A 17,482-nucleotide genomic window follows, 5' to 3' on the forward strand; every position below is an offset into this window, starting at 1 on the left:
TGTCTGCCGCCATTTTGCCGCCACGGTCCAAAAAAAAGGGGCTACGCTTTCACGTAACCCCTTGTTTTATTTGGTGGAGCTGGCGGGAGTTGAACCCGCGTCCGAAATTCCTACATCCTCGGCACTACATGCTTAGTCAGTCTTTACATTCGCTTGCCAGCTGCGGACAGACACGCCACTAACAAACTAGCCTGATTAGATTTAACGCTTCAACCCCAGGCAGGGCATCCACGCGATCTCTTTTGGGTTTGACCTCTCTTTGATCCCCGTCTTAAGAGCGGAAGCTAGGGAGAGAGGGCTCAGAGCAGGTTATTAAGCTGCTAAAGCGTAGTTTTCGTCGTTTGCGACTATTTTTTGCGGCTTTTTACGAGGCCAACCGCCCCTCGGCATGCACCTTGGGTTTCGCAAATCCCGTCGAATCCAGAATCAGCCCCAATGTGTAGGTCAAGTATAACAGATTTGTGAATGTCGTTACCAGCCCCATCACGCAGGATTATTTCAGCAGGGTGGACGAAAAAGCAGCATCAACAAGGATATAGCGTAAGGGCCAGCGAGAGCTGGCCCTCGGGGAGGGGAAATTAACGTCCGGCGTGCTTCATAATACGCGCCTTATCCAGCGCCCATTCACGATCTTTCAGGTCGGTACGCTTGTCGTGCTGTTTCTTACCTTTGGCGACGCCGATTTTCACTTTGCACCAGGCGTTCTTCCAGTACAGCGACAGGGCGACGACGGTGTAACCTTCGCGGTTAATGCGGCCGTACAGCGTGTCGAGTTCGCGCTGGTTGAGCAGCAGCTTACGGGTGCGCGTCGGGTCGCAGACATAGTGGGTGGAAGCCACGGCCATGGGCGTAAAGTTGGCGCCGAACAGGAAGGCCTCGCCATCCTTCAGGATGACATAGCTATCGCCGATGTTGGCTTTGCCTGCACGCAGGGATTTGACCTCCCAGCCCTGCAGGGCGAGACCAGCCTCGTATTCATCTTCGATAAAGTATTCGTGACGGGCGCGTTTATTCAGCGCAATGGTGGCTGATCCAGGTTTGTGGGCTTTTTTCTTAGTCATAATGTCCTGAAGTCATCGTCTTATACACAGTTACCTCGATCGCATCCTGCGAGGTGTACTGCGCATCTTAGCACGAGTTGCGGCACAGCGTTTTTTTTAGCAGCAGATAAATGATATTATTTGCACTGTGTTTAAATGTGGAACCTGCTATGCCTCAGATTAGCCGTACTGCGCTGGTGCCTTTCAGCGCGGAACAGATGTATCAACTGGTAAACGATGTGAAGTCCTATCCTGATTTTCTGCCAGGCTGCACCGGTAGCCGCGTGCTGGAATTGGGGCCGACGCAAATGACGGCGGCGGTTGATGTGTCCAAAGCCGGCATCAGTAAGACCTTCACCACACGCAATACACTGACCAGCAACCAGAGCATTTTGATGAGCCTGGTGGATGGCCCGTTCAAGAAGCTGATTGGCGGCTGGAAGTTTATTCCGCTGAGCCCCGAGGCCTGCAAAATAGAATTCCATCTCGATTTCGAGTTTACCAATAAACTGATTGAGATGGCTTTTGGCCGGATCTTCAAAGAGCTGGCCGCTAACATGGTGCATGCGTTCACTTCGCGCGCCAAAGAGGTTTACAGTGCCGGCTAATATTCGTGTTGAAGTCGCCTACGCGCTGCCTGAAAAGCAGTATCTGCAGCGGGTCACCCTGGACGAGGGGGCGACGGTCGAGCAGGCGATTATCGCCAGCGGTCTGCTGGCGCTGCGTGATGACATCGATCTGGCGAAAAACAAGCTGGGTATCTACAGTCGTCCGGTAAAGCTGCATGACGAAGTTCACGACGGCGACCGGGTCGAAATCTATCGACCGCTGATCGCAGACCCGAAAGAGCTGCGTCGCCAGCGGGCAGAGAAAAGCGCCGCAAAGTAACCTGCAGCAGACCGGCTATCAGCCATAAAAAAAGCGCTCACCGAGCGCTTTTTGCTTTTCCGGGCCTTACTGACTGGTCAGCGCAGGCTTGTTATCAATGTTAGTCAACACACCGCCGCTGTTGAAGGTCAGGGTCAGGGTCTGCTGAGTCACTTTCTGGTGGCCCGGCTCCTGACGGAAGACATAGAACCAGGTATTGGTGCCGAACGGATCCGTCATCATTGGCGTCCCCAGAGCATAAGCTACCTGCTGTTGCGTCATACCGACACGAATTTTTGCTACATCGTTTGGTGCCAGATAGTTACCCTGGTTGATGTCAGGACGGTAAACCACTCGTTCCAGAGTGGAACAGCCTGCGGTCAACATAAGAAGAACCGCTGCGGCAGCAGTCAGCGTTTTACAGCGCATAGTGATTTGATTCCTTTTTGGGCCCGAGCAGTACGTGGCTCATCTGTAATATGCCGATAATAATAGACCTTCGCGCCGTTGGAAACCTCCGGCTGCAGGTCAGCAGGCAATTTGCTGTTCACTATGACCCTGTGAAAATCAAAAAGTTTACGCCGCAAGCAACTCTTTCGCGTTCGCCAGGGTGTTGCGCGTGACTTCGCTGCCGCCCAGCAGACGGGCCAGCTCCTGCAAGCGAGCACGTTTATCCAGCGGCTGCATATGGGTTTCGGTCATCTCGCCATCGGTCTCTTTGCAGACAAAGAAATGATGGTGGCCGCAGCCTGCGACCTGCGGCAGGTGGGTCACGCACATCACCTGCGTGGACTCGCCCAGCTGGCGCAGCAGCTTGCCGACCACGGCGGCGGTCGGGCCGCTGATGCCGACGTCCACTTCGTCGAAAATCAGCGCCGGGGTTTCCATTTTACGCGCGGTGATCACCTGAATCGCCAGCGCAATGCGCGACAGTTCGCCCCCGGAGGCCACTTTGGCGATTGGCTGCAGCGGCTGACCTGGGTTAGTGGTGACGCGGAACTCAATATGGTCGGCGCCGTCGGCGGTGAGATGGCGTTCATCGAACGCGACCTCAATCGCGAAGACCCCGTGCGGAATCGAAAGTGAGTGCATACTTTCGGTGATAAGCTGGGTCAGCTCGTCGGCGCTGGTCTGGCGCAGGGCATGCAGCTGGCGCGCGGTCTCCAGCGCCAGCTGATGATGTTCGACCACCTGCTGGCTGAGGGATTCCAGCGAGCCGGCGCTGTCGTCCAGCAGGCGCTGCTCTTCCAGCATCGCCTGATAAACCGCCGGCAGCTCTTCCGGCATCACCTGATGTTTACGCGCCAGCGCGATTTGTCGGGAAATCCGTTGCTCAAGTTCAAACAGACGGTTCGGATCGAGATCCAGACGGTCATGGTAGTGGCGCAACTCGTCGCTGGCCTCGCTGAGCTGAATGGCCGCCTCTTCCAGCATATCCAGGACGCCGGAAAGCTTGCTGTCCATGCCCACCAGCTCGCTGACCAGCTGCTTCGCGGTATAAAGCTGGCTCTGCAGATTGGCCTCTTCGCCGTCCGCCAGTACCGTAAGGGCGTGCTGGCAGGTGCTGAGCAGCTGGCCGCTGTTGGCCAGGCGCTTGTACTCTTCGTCAATCTGCTCGAATTCTCCCGGCAGCGGGTTAAATTCGTTCAGCTCTTTAAGCTGATACTGCAGCAGATCGGCGCGGGCGGCGCGCTCCTGGCTCTGCTGCTGATGCTGGGCCAACTCGCGGCAGCTCTGGTGCCACTGGCGATAGTGCTCGGCCATACGCTGAGTAAGCGCATACTCACCGGTATAGCCGTCGAGCAGCGTTTTTTGGTGTTCGGGTTTGGTCAGCAGCTGGTGGGCATGCTGGCCGTGGATCTGGATCAGCAGCTGGCCCAGCTCGCGCAGCTGCGAGAGCGGGACGGCGGTGCCGTTGATGAAGCCGCGCGAGCGGCCGTCGGCGCTGATCACCCGGCGAAGTAAACACTCACGCCCGCTCTCCAGCTGATTCTCTTCCAGCCAGCGCTGGGCGGCAGGGGTATCTTTCAGCGCGAAGCGCGCGCACAGGTCGGCACGGGTGGCGCCGCGACGCACCATGTCGGCTTCCGCTCTGCCGCCGAGGCACAGCCCCAGCGCGTCGATGGCAATGGATTTCCCGGCGCCGGTTTCCCCGGTGATGGCGGTCATGCCGCTGTGGAAATCAATTTCCAGTTCACGAACGATAGCAAAATTACTGATGGTGAGTTGCGCCAACATAGCTGCCTTCCTGTATGAAAAACCAATACTGTGTTTTCGTACAGTATAGACTGGTTTTTTATCCAGTAAAGAGGCAGCCGTGAAAATCAGAACAATTTTTTCGACCAGCCGAGCTTGGTGCTTAATGTATTGAAATAGCTGTAATCTTTAGGGTGAATCAGATTGAGGTGATAATCACAGCGGCGAATGAGGACATCTTCGCCATCCTGGATCGGCAGGGCAATCTGGCTGTCGCAGCTGATCTCCAGATCGCTGCAGCGGTGAGAGAAGCGTAGGCGGATGGTGCTGTCGCCGTTGATCACCAGCGGTCGCGCTGAAAGGGTGTGCGGGAACATCGGCACCAGGGTGATGGCGTCCAGCGACGGCGTAAGGATTGGGCCGCCGGCCGACAGCGAATAGGCGGTGGAGCCGGTCGGAGTGGAGATAATCAGGCCATCGGATCGCTGAGAGAACGCAAAGACTTCGTCGATATAGACTTCGAACTCAATCATATGCGCCACTTTGCCGGGGTGCAGCACCACTTCGTTGATGGCGGTGCTGATACGTTTCTGGCAATCCTGCTGACACACCTGGGCCTCCAGCAGAAAGCGTTTCTCGGCGATGTAGTGGCCTTCCAGCACGTCGGCGAGCTGCTGCAGGGCGTTGTCCGGGTCAAGGTCGGTGAGAAAGCCGAGGTTGCCGCGGTTAATGCCGATGACGTTAATGTCGTAACGGGCCAGGGTCCGCGCCGCGCCGAGCATATTGCCGTCGCCGCCCACCACCACCGCGAGGTCGGCCTGTTGGCCAATCTCCGCCAGCGTGCCGGTTTTCACGTTGCTGAGCTGAAGTTCATGGGCGATCTGCTGTTCAACCAGCACTTCATACCCTTTGCTGCACAGCCAGCGCCAGAGCATTTCATGTGTGGTCAGGGCGGTGGGGTGACGAGGATGTCCCACAATGCCGATACACTTGAAATGGTTCTTCATGATCTGGATGTCCTTGCGTGAAATGAAATAGTGACAATCTGTCCGCTTCCCTTGAAACCCGGAAACTGATCCCCATAATAAGCGAAGTTAGCGAGATGAATGCGAAAAAAACGCGGAGAAATTCATGAGTAGTAAAGAACAGAAAACGCCTGAGGGGCAAGCCCCGGAAGAAATTATCACGGAGCAGCACGACGACGTTGAGGCAGTAGAGCCTGAAGTTTCGGCTGAGCAGGTGGATCCGCGCGATGAAAAAATTGCGAATCTGGAAGCCCAGCTGGCTGAAGCGCAGAAACGTGAACGTGAAGTGATGCTGCGTGCCAAAGCCGACGAAGATAACCTGCGTCGCCGTACCGAGCAGGATATCGAGAAAGCGCACAAATTCGCGCTGGAAAAATTCGTCAATGAACTGCTGCCGGTGATCGACAGCCTGGACCGCGCGCTGGAAGTGGCCGACAAGGCTAATCCGGAGCTGGCGCCGATGGTGGAAGGGATCGAACTGACCCTGAAATCTATGCTGGACGTAGTGCGTAAGTTCGGCGTGGAAGTGATCGCCGACACCAACGTTCCGCTGGATCCGAACGTCCACCAGGCCATTGCGATGGTCGAGTCTGAAGATGTGGCGGCGGGCAACGTGCTGTCCGTGATGCAGAAAGGTTATACCCTGAACGGCCGTACTATTCGCGCCGCGATGGTGACGGTAGCGAAAGCGAAATAACGCTTGCTGCCTTGCTCAACGGCTGCCTGCGGGCGGCCGTTTTTTGTGTCATCGCTGCTGGCGCGAGATAAAAAAACGGCGGGCCGCAGCCCACCGTGATATTACTTCCTTCGCTCGCGCTACTCCGCGACGCTCTCGCGTAATGATTTCACCGGCATCACTTTCACCTGTTTGATCATGTTGTCCTGCACGTCGAGGATATCTATATCGTACTGCTCAATGCGCACGCGGGTGCCCGGGACCGGGATCTCTTCCAGCGCTTCGAGGATAATACCGTTGACGGTGCGCGCTTCATCTTCCGGCAGGTGCCAGTTAAACGCTTTGTTGATTTCGCGAACGTTGGCGCTGCCGTCGATAATCACCGTGCCGTCGTTAAGCGGGGTCACTTCCTCCGCCAGGGTGGGTGACATGGAGGTGGTGAAGTCGCCGACAATCTCTTCAAGAATATCTTCGACGGTGACCAGCCCCTGAATATCGCCGTATTCATCGACCACCAGACCGACTTTCTTTTTATTGCGCTGAAATTTCACCAGCTGGGTGCTGAGCGGCGTGCCTTCCGGCACAAAGTAGATCTCATCTGCCGCCCGCAGCATGATCTCTTTTGTGAACTCTTTCTTTTCCGTCATCAGACGGTAGGCTTCGCGAACGCGCAGCATGCTGATGGCATCGTCCAGCGAATCGCGGTAGAGCACGATGCGGCCATGCGGGGAGTGGGTCAGCTGGCGGACGATAGATTTCCAGTCATCATTGATATCGATGCCGACAATCTCATTGCGCGGCACCATGATGTCGTTAACGCTGACCTTCTCCAGGTCCAGCACCGACAGCAGCATATCCTGATTGCGTCGTGAGATTTGTGAACGGGATTCATTCACAATCGTGCGCAGTTCATCTTTGCTCAGGGCGCTGCTGATGACGGTATCGGTGCGGATGCCCATCATGCGCATCAGTATGCGGGTGATGGTATTCAGCAGCCACACCAGCGGCATCATCAGCACCTGCAGGGGCGCCAACAGGAAGCTGCTGGGGTAGGCAACCTTTTCCGGATAGAGGGCGGCGATGGTCTTCGGCAGCACTTCGGCAAATACCAGCACCACAAAGGTAAGTACGCCGGTGGCGATCGCGACGCCGGCGTCGCCGTACAGGCGCATGCCGACGATGGTGCCCAGCGCCGAGGCGAGAATGTTGACAAGGTTATTGCCGATCAGCACAAGGCTAATCAGGCGGTCCGGCTTGCGCAGCAGCTTCTCCACGCGCTTGGCGGGGCGGTTGCCTTGTTTCGCCATGTGGCGCAACCGGTAGCGGTTCAGCGTCATCATGCCGGTTTCGGAACCGGAGAAATAGGCAGAGATAATCACCATGACGATCAGCGTTATGATCAGCGTGGTGGTGGAGATATGTTCCACGTAGGATTCCTTAAAAGACTTAGCTCACGAACTGCTGCAGCACGCGGCTACCAAAATAGGCCAGCGTCAGCAGACCGGCGCCAGCGACGCTGAACCAGACCACACGACGTCCGCGCCACCCTTCATGATAGTGCCCCCACAGCAGGACGATATAGACGAACCACGCAATAATCGACAGCACCGCTTTATCGATATTTTCGCTGCTGAACAGATTGTGCATGTAGAACAGGCCGCTGCACAGCGTCAGGGTCAGCAGCACCACGCCGACCTGGGTGATGTGGAACATTTTGCGCTCAATGCTCATCAGCGGCGGCATTTCGCTGCTGAAGGCCAGCTTTTTATTCTTGAGCTGGTAGTCGATCCACGCCAGCTGCAGCGCATACAGCGCGGCAATGATCAGCGTGGCGTACGAGAAGAGCGACAGGCCGATATGCACCAGCATCCCCGGGGTGGTTTCCAGGTGGGTGATATATTCGTTAGGCACGAATGTGGCGAAGGCCAGGTTGATCAGCGCGAAGGCATAGACGATAGGCAGCAGCAGCCAGCCGCGATTGCGCGAGGCCACGATAGTCATCACCGTACAGATCATCAGGCTGACCAGCGACCCGACGTTCAGTAAGCTGAGATTTTGCCCGCTCTCGCCGCCGGGGAATATCCGTGCTTCCAGCGCAAAAGCATGGCAGATCAAGGCGATAGTCGCAGATAAAATCGCCATTCGCCGCCAGCTGCTGTTTTTTTGCAGCAAGCCGGGGATAATCAGCGCGAGGCTGACGGAGTAGGCGACAAGGGCGAGTAGAGCAAAAACAGGCATAGGTGTCGGCTGTTGGCTAAATAAGAAAGAGAAGCAGTATAACGTTAGCAGGCCTCTGCTCCAACCGTTGCAGCACATTCAGATTGATGTCGTGTTATACTCCGCCACATTCGTTTTGTGTGTCGCTGCGGCGACCGACCGTTTCCACCTCAGGCGAGAGACAATGTTTGATAATTTAACCGATCGTTTGTCGCGTACGCTGCGCAACATTAGCGGCCGCGGACGCCTTACAGAAGACAATATTAAAGACACCCTGCGCGAAGTGCGCATGGCGCTGCTGGAAGCGGACGTTGCGCTTCCGGTGGTCCGTGATTTCATCAGCCGCGTCAAAGAGAGCGCGGTCGGCCATGAAGTCAATAAAAGCCTGACTCCGGGTCAGGAGTTCGTCAAAATCGTCCGCAACGAGCTGGTGGCGGCGATGGGCGAAGAGAACCAGACGCTCGACCTGGCCGCGCAGCCGCCGGCCGTGGTGCTGATGGCTGGCCTGCAAGGTGCTGGTAAAACCACCAGCGTCGGTAAGCTGGGGAAATTCCTGCGCGAGAAGCACAAGAAGAAAGTGCTGGTCGTTTCCGCGGACGTTTACCGCCCGGCGGCGATCAAACAGCTGGAAACCCTGGCCGAGCAGGTCGGCGTCGATTTCTTCCCGTCTGATGTCGGGCAGAAGCCGGTTGATATCGTCAACGCGGCGCTGAAAGAAGCGAAACTCAAATTCTACGACGTGCTGCTGGTGGATACCGCCGGTCGTCTGCACGTTGACGAAGCGATGATGGACGAAATCAAGCACGTCCACGCCGCCATTAACCCGGTTGAAACCCTGTTCGTCGTCGATGCGATGACCGGTCAGGATGCGGCGAATACCGCGAAGGCCTTTAACGAAGCGCTGCCGCTGACCGGCGTGGTGCTGACCAAAGTGGACGGCGACGCCCGCGGCGGCGCGGCGCTGTCGATTCGCCATATTACCGGCAAGCCGATTAAATTCCTCGGCGTCGGCGAGAAAACCGAAGCGCTGGAGCCGTTCCATCCGGACCGCGTCGCTTCCCGTATCCTCGGCATGGGCGACGTGCTGTCGCTGATCGAAGATATCGAGAGCAAGGTTGACCGCGCGCAGGCCGAGAAGCTGGCCTCCAAGCTGAAGAAAGGCGACGGTTTCGACCTCACCGACTTCCTTGAGCAGCTGCGCCAGATGAAAAACATGGGCGGCATGGCCAGCCTGATGGGCAAGCTGCCGGGCATGGGGCAGATCCCGGACAACGTGAAAGCGCAGATGGACGACAAAGTGCTGGTGCGTATGGAAGCGATCATCAACTCGATGACACTGAAAGAGCGCGCTAAGCCGGAAATCATCAAAGGTTCGCGTAAGCGCCGTATCGCCGCCGGCTGCGGCATGCAGGTGCAGGATGTGAACCGTCTGCTCAAGCAGTTCGACGACATGCAGCGCATGATGAAGAAGATGAAGTCGAAAGGCGGCATGATGAAGATGATGCGCGGGATGAAAGGGATGATGCCGCCAGGCTTCCCGGGTCGTTAAAAACAAGGGCATAAGGCTATCTTGTTTGCCATTTTAGCGCCGGGGTGTGCTCGCCATCCTCACGTACTACCTGTACGTTACAGTGGTTGCGCACACGCTGGTACTAAACTGGCTGCACCGCCGACGGCCTTTTACAGCAGACTTATCAACTGCTGATTGCATTTTCCCCAGAAATCAGTAAAATTTTCGGGCTTTTAATATGACACCGGGCTCCGTTCCTCGATGGGGCCCGGTTGTTTTATTCACACAAGAGGATGTTATGGTAACTATTCGTTTAGCACGTCACGGCGCTAAAAAGCGTCCGTTCTACCAGGTTGTTGTCACCGACAGCCGTAATGCACGCAACGGTCGCTTCATCGAGCGCGTTGGTTTCTTCAACCCGATCGCTAACGGTGCGGAAGAAGAAACTCGCCTGGATCTGGATCGTATCGCTCACTGGGTTGGCCAGGGCGCTACTGTTTCCGATCGCGTTGCCGCGCTGATCAAAGCCGCTAACAAAGCAGCTTAATCTGTCACGGTGGTCATGATGAGCAAGCAACACACCGCGCAAGCACCTGTTGATCCGATCGTATTGGGGAAAATGGGTTCTTCCTACGGTATCCGTGGTTGGCTCAGAGTGTTTTCCTCCACCGAAGACGCCGAAAGCATTTTTGACTATCAGCCCTGGTTAATCCAGAAGGCGGGTCAGTGGCAGGTCGTTGAGCTGGAAAGCTGGCGCCACCACAATCAGGACATCATCATCAAGCTGAAAGGCGTTGACGATCGTGATGCCGCGAATCTACTGACTAATTGCGAAATTATCGTGGATTCATCGCAGTTGCCGGAGCTGGAAGAGGGTGACTACTACTGGAAAGACCTGATGGGCTGCCAGGTAGTTACGACGGAAGGCTATAGCCTCGGTAAAGTCATCGATATGATGGAAACCGGGTCGAATGACGTGCTCGTCATCAAGGCAAACCTGAAAGATGCATTTGGTATCAAGGAGCGGTTGGTTCCGTTCCTCGATGGGCAGGTTATCAAGAAAGTCGATCTCACTATGCGTACTATCGAAGTAGATTGGGATCCTGGTTTTTAAATTCTCCGGATAAACGGTAAAAGACGGCGCTATGTGGATTGGCATAATTAGCCTGTTTCCTGAAATGTTCCGCGCAATTACCGATTACGGGGTAACTGGCCGGGCAGTAAAAAATGGCCTGCTGAGCATCGAAAGCTGGAGTCCTCGCGACTTCACGCATGACCGGCACCGTACCGTGGACGATCGTCCTTACGGCGGCGGACCGGGGATGCTAATGATGGTGCAACCCTTACGGGATGCCATTCATGCAGCAAAAGCCGCGGCAGGTGAAGGCGCGAAGGTGATTTATCTGTCACCTCAGGGACGCAAGCTTGATCAAGCGGGCGTCAGCGAACTGGCAACGAATCAGAAACTGATTCTGGTGTGCGGTCGCTACGAAGGGATAGACGAGCGCGTAATCCAAACCGAAATTGACGAAGAATGGTCAATCGGCGATTACGTTCTCAGCGGTGGTGAATTACCGGCAATGACGCTGATTGACTCCGTTTCCCGGTTCATTCCGGGAGTACTGGGCCATGAAGCATCGGCAACGGAAGATTCCTTTGCTGATGGGTTGCTGGATTGCCCCCACTATACCCGTCCTGAAGTGTTAGAGGAGATGGAAGTACCGCCAGTATTGCTGTCGGGAAACCATGCTGAGATACGTCGCTGGCGTCTGAAGCAGTCGCTGGGCCGCACCTGGCTTAGAAGACCTGAACTTCTGGAAAACCTGGCTCTGACTGAAGAGCAAGCAAAGCTGCTGGCGGAGTTCAAAACTGAACACGCGCAACAGCAGCATAAACATGATGGGCAGGCGTGAGCCCCCAATATCAGTTTACCCAGGATAAGAGATTAAATTATGAGCAACATTATTAAGCAACTTGAACAAGAACAGATGAAGCAGGACGTACCTTCCTTCCGTCCGGGTGATACCGTGGAAGTGAAAGTATGGGTTGTTGAAGGTTCCAAAAAACGTCTGCAGGCATTCGAGGGCGTGGTTATCGCTATTCGTAACCGCGGTCTGCACTCTGCATTCACTGTTCGCAAAATTTCCAACGGCGAAGGCGTTGAGCGTGTCTTCCAGACTCACTCTCCGGTAGTTGACAGCATTGCTGTTAAACGTCGTGGTGCTGTACGTAAAGCTAAACTGTACTACCTGCGTGAGCGCACTGGTAAGTCTGCTCGTATCAAAGAGCGTCTTAACTAAGATTCGCTTTCGCGACATCCTGATAGAAAGGGCTGGCCAGATGGCTGGCCCTTTTTTTATCTTTGTTGTAACCATCGTGATGTAAATCATTTACAATACGCCCTCTATACGGAGGGGCGGTGGTCAGTAACAGTTTTCAGCAAACGACACCTAAACGGCGAGCCGCCTGGCTGGCGCTGTTGGCGATCCTGCTGATCGTGGTGGCCCCGCTAATCTCCGTCTCCCTGCAAAAAGACCCCATGAGCGCCATGCCCGGCATGCACCACGCCATGATGATGGATAGCTCGTCCGCGAGCATGGCGCAGATGCCCGGGCACAAGATGGCGATGATGCACAGCACAGACGGCGCTACGCATACCGGACACGAAATGCCGCTGGACCATGCCGAAGCGTGTGGCTATTGCGTGCTGTTAGCCCATGTCCCGGGGCTCCTTTTCGCGCTGGCGCTGTTCGTCGCCATGCTCCTGCGGCGCATTCGCCTGCCGGTTTCTCGCCCGGTATTAAAGCACTGGCACTACTTTCCCTGGCTCTACCCCGAAACCCGCGCCCCGCCGCGGTTGTCTGCTTTTTCCCTTTAATAAAAATCAATCTGCGCACCGCGCAACGACCTCTTTTGCTTTAAAAAAGGAAAAGTATGACAACCTGCACCTCGCGCGCGGCATGGCTGAACCTGCTGCGTCGCCTCCATTTCTATATTGGTCTGTTTATCGGACCGTTTATCTTTGTCGCTGCCCTGACCGGTACGTTGTACGTGGCGACGCCGCAGCTGGAAAACTGGCTCTATCACGACGCGCTGCATGGCCTTGCCGAGGGGACTCCGCAGCCGCTCAGCGCCCAGATTGCGGTGGCCGAAGAAGCGACCCAGGGCAATCTGCGGCTGCTGGCGGTGCGTCCGGCGCCTGCGTTGGGCGAGACCACGCGCATTATGTTTGCCGATCCGGGTCTCGGAGAGTCGGAATCCCGGGCTATTTTTGTCGATCCGATCGCGCTGCGGGTGAAGGGCGATATGACGGTCTACGGCACCAGCGGCATCCTGCCGCTGCGCCAGTGGATTGATTATGCGCATCGCTCTCTGCTGCTGGGCGACAGCGGGAGGTTATACAGCGAACTGGCCGCCTCCTGGATGTGGGTGGCCGCGCTCGGAGGCATTGCCCTGTGGGCGATGACGCGTCCAAAACGGCGGCTGAATAACGCCCTGCAGAACCATCGTCGGCTGCACGTGACGCTGGGCTGGGGCTTACTGGTGGGTATGCTGCTCTTCTCCGCCACCGGCCTGACCTGGTCGCAATGGGCCGGCGGCAATGTGGACAAAATGCGGGCAGCGTTCGGCTGGCTGACGCCGCAGGTCAATACCCAGCTGCATGGCGAGATGCCGATGACGCACGATCCCCATGCCGGACATCATATGGATGCGATGGCCATGGCCCAGCATCAGCCGGCGCTGCAGCTGGCCCAGTTTGACCAGGCGCTGGCGGCGGCCCGTCAGGCGGGGCTGAACGCCAGCCGGCTGGAGATCCGTCTGCCAGTGTCAGACGACCGCGGCTGGACGGTGAATGAGATCGACCGTCGCTGGCCGACGCAGGTGGACGCGGTGGCGATCGATGGCGCCACGATGCAGGTGGTGGATCGCACGCGTTTTGCCGACTTTCCGCTGATGGCGAAGCTCACCCGCTGGGGCGTCGATTTCCATATGGGGATCCTCTTTGGTCTGGCGAATCAGCTGCTGCTGGTGGGATTTGGCTGCGCGCTGTGCGTTACCATCGGGGTGGGGTACCGGTTATGGTGGATCCGCCGTCCGCCTCAGGCGGCCTGGGATCCGGCGCATTCGCTGCTGCAGGCGTGGCTGTCGCTCGCCTGGCCTGCCCGAAGCCTGGTGCTTGGGCTGGCGTTTGCCCTTGGATTGGCCATGCCGTTAATGGGAGCCAGCCTGCTGCTGTTCATTGCCGTTGACTACCTGCGCTGGCGCGCGGCAACGGCAATGAGGATGATGAAGTCCAGCGACTAAGTGAAGACTTACGGCGTGCTGATGACCACCGTTACCCGGCGGTTTTCGGCGCGCCCGGCCGCCGTGTCGTTGCTGGCGATCGGGTATTTTTTGCCAAGGCCGCGGGTGACTAAATTACTGCGTGGGACATGAGCGCCTTCCGCCCAGGCATCGGCCACGCTGTTGGCCCGCTTAAGCGACAGGGCTTCATTGTAGCTATCTTCACCATAATTATCGGTATGGCCTTCAAGGCGGCTATGGGTGATCCCGGTAGCCGCCAGCCGCGAGGCCATCGTGGTGATCTGCTGGCGGCTGTCGGGACGTAGTCGGTAGTCATTCTTGTCAAACAGGATGCTATCGGATAAGCCCAGGGACCAATCGCCATTGCTTTCAGTGAAGCCGTAAGATTTCATCGCCGCCACCTGCTCCGGGGTAAATTTTCCCTGAGGAGCCTGGCAACCTGTCAAAAGCGCCGCCGCCATCAGGGCGGGGACGAAATATTTTCTGATCATAATGAGTCCTTTATTATTTCAGCGTCTGCTGGATACGTTGGTTTTTCATCCGATACATATTCTGATCGGCAAGTTCTTGCAGTGATTCCGCGGTGGCGTGCTCCCACGCCAGGGCATAACCGACGCTCAGCGAGAGCGTGGCGCTATGACCGTTGTGCAGGTTGAATGGCGGAAGAAATTTTTCCGTTAGCGCCTGGCACAGGGCCTGCACTTCTGCTTCCGAGCGCACCTCGCGCAGCAGAACGGCAAACTCATCGCCGCCAAGACGCCACGCCAGATGGCGTTTACCGGCAAAAGTCATCAGGCGGCTGGCGACCTCCATCAGCACTTTATCGCCCGCCGCATGCCCCCAGTTGTCGTTAATCAGTTTGAAATTATCGCCATCAAGAAACAGCAATGCCGAGGTTTGATGATCGACTTCATTCTGCATCAGCTCGGCGAGCGCGTTACGAAAGGCGGCGCGGTTAGCCAGGCCGGTCAACGGATCGTGTAACGAACTGCGCAACAGCTGCGCGTTTTTGGCCTGCAGCTGGCGCTGCCAGTCCTCCATTTCCCCCAGCAGGCTGTTAAAGTCCTGGGCGAAAAGATGGAACTCCTCGATACGCTCCTCCGGCACCCGCCGGGAGAAGTGGCGGTTTTCACGTATATCATGCACGACCTCAGTGATGCTCTGCAGGGCGGCGACGATCCCCCGGTGTAGGGAGTGGGTCAGCAGCAGGGCGATGAACGAGGCGAGCAGAATGCTGCCGGTCAGCACCAGAATCGAGATACCGAGAAAGTGGCTAATCAGTTCATCAAGCGCGGTCAATCTCAGCTCGCCGATTTGTTTGCCCTGGTGCCAGATGGGCTGCACCGTGGGCTCCGGAAACAGCCATTTACTGATAAGCCCGCTCACTTGCTCTTTATTGGCCAGCGGTTCATGGCGCCACGCGGCGAAGTGCTGCATCTGGCCGTTTAGCACGATTGCCTGGGAGATCTGCCCTTGCTTGCCCAACGACGCGAGGGTCTCCTCTGCCGCCGCGCTGTCGCCAAATACCAGGGCGGCTTCGAGGCTGCGCCCCATGGTCGCGGCAGTGAGCTCAAGATTTTTCTGCGCGTACTGCTTGAGCGTGAAGATTGAGGCTGTACTCAGCAGCAGCCAGACCAGCGTCATGGAGATCACCACGCTTATCACGCTAATGCGACGGAGCGCGCGTTTGAAAGTCGGGCGCGGAGTCTGTGAAAAGTCCTTATTCATGTGGTTTCTTCCGGGCAAGCATCAGGACGTCCGGGTTAACCCGAACCCCGCTGTGCGTCAGAACGTCCAGATTAACGGAGAAGCGGACCCGGTCGTCATTGATGATCAGGCAAAACGCGCTACCAATTGAACAATCCGTATTTTGTTCTGCGATGAGTAACAGCGGCCTCGGGCCATAGCGGCGAGTGAGTTCTGACTGTTCAGTCGGCGATTCGCTGCCAAAATAAAAACCATCGCAGGTCGTTTTTAACGCTTCTTCACGATTACGTACTATCACCGGTTGATAGGGTAATGCATCCGGATCTTCATGAGCCAGGCTATGGGTGAAGCGTGATGAGGCAAAAATGCACAGCTTTGGCGCTCCTGTTAATGACGGCCAACGGGTGTAGGTCACGATCCCGGAAACAATAGCGCGAACATGTTCTGAAGGTCCGGCAGCAAAAACAGGAGATACCGCGATGAGAAAAAATACAGTCAATAAAAGACGGTGTAATACTGTCATTAACGCTTCCGTCAAAGTCGCCATAGCGCGGGAAAAGCCGCTGCCGATGCCCGGCGAAGAATACCACTGTTAATAAAACCCGTCATTAGATGCGCCCTTTGCTTTGGGACAATTCTCACCAGGATTTTTCGTAGTACCGATACCGTGGGTGCGCAAGTTTGGCTTGTTTTTCCTATGTGTAAATATTGTTATACGCATCGCGCCATTGTGAGTGGCAATTAATTCGTTGGTGTAAATTAAAATTTACGGAATATGGATTGAATTCTTTACTTTGTGTGGTATCGTTACGTCATGCCCTCGGAGGCAACCCTTATCGCAAACGAGCTACACAGGATCGCAATCATGCAAAAAGACGCGCTGAACAACGTACATATTACCGACGAACATGTATTAATGACCCCGGAGCAACTGAAGGCGGAATTCCCGCTGAGCGTCGAGCAGGAAGCGCAGATCGCGCACGCCCGTCAGACCATTTCGGATATCATCGCCGGTCGCGATCCGCGCCTGCTGGTGGTATGTGGTCCTTGCTCCATTCACGATCCGGAAGCTGCGATTGAATATGCTCGTCGGTTTAAAGCCCTTGCCGCAGAGGTCAGCGATAGCCTCTACCTGGTGATGCGCGTCTATTTTGAAAAACCCCGTACCACAGTCGGCTGGAAGGGGCTGATTAACGATCCGCACATGGATGGTTCGTTTGATGTTGAAGGCGGCCTGAAGATTGCGCGTCGTCTGCTGGTCGAGCTCGTCAATATGGGACTGCCGCTGGCGACGGAAGCGCTGGATCCCAACAGCCCGCAGTACCTCGGGGATCTGTTCAGCTGGTCCGCTATCGGCGCGCGTACCACGGAATCACAAACGCACCGCGAAATGGCCTCTGGCCTGTCGATGCCGGTCGGCTTTAAAAACGGTACCGATGGTAGCCTGGCCACGGCTATCAACGCCATGCGCGCCGCGGCGATGCCGCACCGTTTCGTCGGCATCAACCAGGCCGGGCAGGTCTGCCTGCTGCAAACGCAGGGTAATCCGAACGGCCATGTGATCCTCCGTGGCGGCAAGGCGCCGAACTACGGTCCGGAAGATGTGGCGAAATGCGAAAAAGAGATGGCGCAGGCGGGACTGAAGCCGTCGCTGATGGTAGATTGCAGTCATGGGAACTCCAATAAAGATTTCCGCCGCCAGCCGGCCGTGGCTGAATCCGTGGTCGCGCAGATCAAAGATGGCAACCGCTCCATTATCGGCCTGATGATCGAAAGTAATATCCACGAAGGCAATCAGTCCTCTGAACAGCCGCGTGAGGCGATGAAATACGGCGTCTCGGTGACGGATGCCTGCATCAGCTGGGAGACTACCGAGGCGCTGCTGCGTGAACTGGATAAGGATCTCCGCGGCCACCTGGCGGCCCGTTTGGTTTAAGAG

General features: G+C 56.4%; 20 protein-coding genes and 1 other RNA gene. 11 read left to right on the top strand and 10 right to left on the bottom strand.

What is annotated here, in order from left to right:
• Positions 1-71: 71 nt before the first annotated feature.
• Positions 72-434, bottom strand: a transfer-messenger RNA (tmRNA) gene (gene ssrA, locus KB890_RS20570).
• Between the two features lie 144 nt (positions 435-578).
• Positions 579-1,061 carry an SsrA-binding protein SmpB gene (smpB, locus tag KB890_RS20575; protein WP_002914164.1) on the bottom strand — a complete coding sequence of 161 codons (483 nt, stop codon included), beginning with the start codon at positions 1,059-1,061 and terminating at the stop codon, positions 579-581.
• 149 nt (positions 1,062-1,210) lie between these two features.
• Here smpB and KB890_RS20580 point away from each other — a divergent pair, with 149 nt between their 5' ends.
• Together KB890_RS20580 and KB890_RS20585 are read left to right on the top strand one after the other, a co-directional pair.
• Positions 1,211-1,648, top strand: coding sequence for a type II toxin-antitoxin system RatA family toxin (locus KB890_RS20580; RefSeq protein WP_004180955.1), 438 nt, complete (start codon positions 1,211-1,213; stop codon positions 1,646-1,648).
• Entirely contained in the window at positions 1,638-1,928 is a 291-nt protein-coding gene (locus KB890_RS20585; RefSeq protein WP_004145682.1) for an RnfH family protein, read from the top strand. Before KB890_RS20580 ends, KB890_RS20585 begins: the two co-directional genes overlap by 11 nt.
• Before the next feature lie 66 nt (positions 1,929-1,994).
• Here the strand turns inward: KB890_RS20585 and bamE are convergent, their stop codons facing one another.
• The 3 genes from bamE to nadK all read right to left on the bottom strand — a co-directional run bounded on the left by bamE (position 1,995) and on the right by nadK (position 5,110).
• Complete coding sequence (gene bamE, locus KB890_RS20590) at positions 1,995-2,336, bottom strand: outer membrane protein assembly factor BamE (protein ID WP_002914160.1); 342 nt, start codon at positions 2,334-2,336, stop codon at positions 1,995-1,997.
• Positions 2,337-2,483: 147 nt separating this feature from the next.
• Positions 2,484-4,145: a DNA repair protein RecN gene (gene recN, locus KB890_RS20595; RefSeq protein WP_022631376.1), complete on the bottom strand. Its 1,662-nt coding sequence runs from the start codon at positions 4,143-4,145 to the stop codon at positions 2,484-2,486.
• An 86-nt stretch (positions 4,146-4,231) separates the two neighbouring features.
• Entirely contained in the window at positions 4,232-5,110 is an 879-nt protein-coding gene (nadK, locus tag KB890_RS20600; RefSeq protein ID WP_002914158.1) for an NAD(+) kinase, read from the bottom strand.
• Positions 5,111-5,234: 124 nt separating this feature from the next.
• Here nadK and grpE point away from each other — a divergent pair, with 124 nt between their 5' ends.
• Positions 5,235-5,825 (top strand): nucleotide exchange factor GrpE, encoded by a 591-nt coding sequence (gene grpE, locus KB890_RS20605; protein ID WP_002914155.1) that lies wholly within the window; start codon positions 5,235-5,237, stop codon positions 5,823-5,825.
• 119 nt (positions 5,826-5,944) lie between these two features.
• On the opposite strand, the gene KB890_RS20610 is transcribed toward grpE, so the two are convergent.
• Complete coding sequence (locus KB890_RS20610; RefSeq protein ID WP_004149392.1) at positions 5,945-7,231, bottom strand: HlyC/CorC family transporter; 1,287 nt, start codon at positions 7,229-7,231, stop codon at positions 5,945-5,947.
• 19 nt (positions 7,232-7,250) lie between these two features.
• Positions 7,251-8,042 carry a cytochrome C assembly family protein gene (locus KB890_RS20615; protein WP_002914153.1) on the bottom strand — a complete coding sequence of 264 codons (792 nt, stop codon included), beginning with the start codon at positions 8,040-8,042 and terminating at the stop codon, positions 7,251-7,253.
• Between the two features lie 163 nt (positions 8,043-8,205).
• Between KB890_RS20615 and ffh the strand changes: the two genes are divergently transcribed.
• From ffh to KB890_RS20650, 7 genes are all read left to right on the top strand, one after another.
• A complete protein-coding gene (gene ffh / locus KB890_RS20620) occupies positions 8,206-9,570 on the top strand; it encodes a signal recognition particle protein (protein WP_002914152.1) in 1,365 nt (454 codons plus the stop codon).
• Between the two features lie 259 nt (positions 9,571-9,829).
• Positions 9,830-10,078, top strand: coding sequence for a 30S ribosomal protein S16 (gene rpsP, locus KB890_RS20625; protein ID WP_002914149.1), 249 nt, complete (start codon positions 9,830-9,832; stop codon positions 10,076-10,078).
• 18 nt (positions 10,079-10,096) lie between these two features.
• Positions 10,097-10,645 carry a ribosome maturation factor RimM gene (gene rimM, locus KB890_RS20630; RefSeq protein WP_004180952.1) on the top strand — a complete coding sequence of 183 codons (549 nt, stop codon included), beginning with the start codon at positions 10,097-10,099 and terminating at the stop codon, positions 10,643-10,645.
• Positions 10,646-10,676: 31 nt separating this feature from the next.
• Positions 10,677-11,444: a tRNA (guanosine(37)-N1)-methyltransferase TrmD gene (gene trmD / locus KB890_RS20635; RefSeq protein WP_002914147.1), complete on the top strand. Its 768-nt coding sequence runs from the start codon at positions 10,677-10,679 to the stop codon at positions 11,442-11,444.
• A gap of 39 nt (positions 11,445-11,483) precedes the next feature.
• Positions 11,484-11,831: a 50S ribosomal protein L19 gene (gene rplS / locus KB890_RS20640; RefSeq protein WP_002914145.1), complete on the top strand. Its 348-nt coding sequence runs from the start codon at positions 11,484-11,486 to the stop codon at positions 11,829-11,831.
• A gap of 119 nt (positions 11,832-11,950) precedes the next feature.
• Complete coding sequence (locus KB890_RS20645; RefSeq protein WP_002914119.1) at positions 11,951-12,409, top strand: DUF2946 domain-containing protein; 459 nt, start codon at positions 11,951-11,953, stop codon at positions 12,407-12,409.
• Between the two features lie 56 nt (positions 12,410-12,465).
• Positions 12,466-13,836: a PepSY-associated TM helix domain-containing protein gene (locus KB890_RS20650; RefSeq protein WP_004180951.1), complete on the top strand. Its 1,371-nt coding sequence runs from the start codon at positions 12,466-12,468 to the stop codon at positions 13,834-13,836.
• An 8-nt stretch (positions 13,837-13,844) separates the two neighbouring features.
• Here the strand turns inward: KB890_RS20650 and KB890_RS20655 are convergent, their stop codons facing one another.
• Genes KB890_RS20655 through KB890_RS20665 form a run of 3 tightly spaced genes read right to left on the bottom strand, consistent with a single transcriptional unit; the run spans position 13,845 to position 16,066 of the window.
• A complete protein-coding gene (locus KB890_RS20655; RefSeq protein ID WP_004145671.1) occupies positions 13,845-14,327 on the bottom strand; it encodes an OmpA family protein in 483 nt (160 codons plus the stop codon).
• Positions 14,328-14,340: 13 nt separating this feature from the next.
• Positions 14,341-15,564, bottom strand: a complete 1,224-nt coding sequence (gene dgcN, locus KB890_RS20660) for a diguanylate cyclase DgcN/YfiN (RefSeq protein WP_004180950.1) — start codon at positions 15,562-15,564, stop codon at positions 14,341-14,343.
• Entirely contained in the window at positions 15,557-16,066 is a 510-nt protein-coding gene (locus KB890_RS20665; RefSeq protein WP_004174804.1) for a regulatory sequestration protein YfiR, read from the bottom strand. The genes dgcN and KB890_RS20665 overlap by 8 nt, the downstream gene beginning before the upstream one ends.
• Before the next feature lie 342 nt (positions 16,067-16,408).
• On the opposite strand from KB890_RS20665, the gene aroF reads away from it, so the two are divergent.
• A complete protein-coding gene (gene aroF, locus KB890_RS20670) occupies positions 16,409-17,479 on the top strand; it encodes a 3-deoxy-7-phosphoheptulonate synthase AroF (protein WP_002914114.1) in 1,071 nt (356 codons plus the stop codon).
• The last annotated feature ends 3 nt before the right edge of the window (positions 17,480-17,482 follow it).

Origin of the sequence: Klebsiella sp. P1954, from assembly GCF_018199955.1 — a bacterium.
In the GTDB taxonomy this organism is placed as follows: domain Bacteria; phylum Pseudomonadota; class Gammaproteobacteria; order Enterobacterales; family Enterobacteriaceae; genus Klebsiella; species Klebsiella pneumoniae.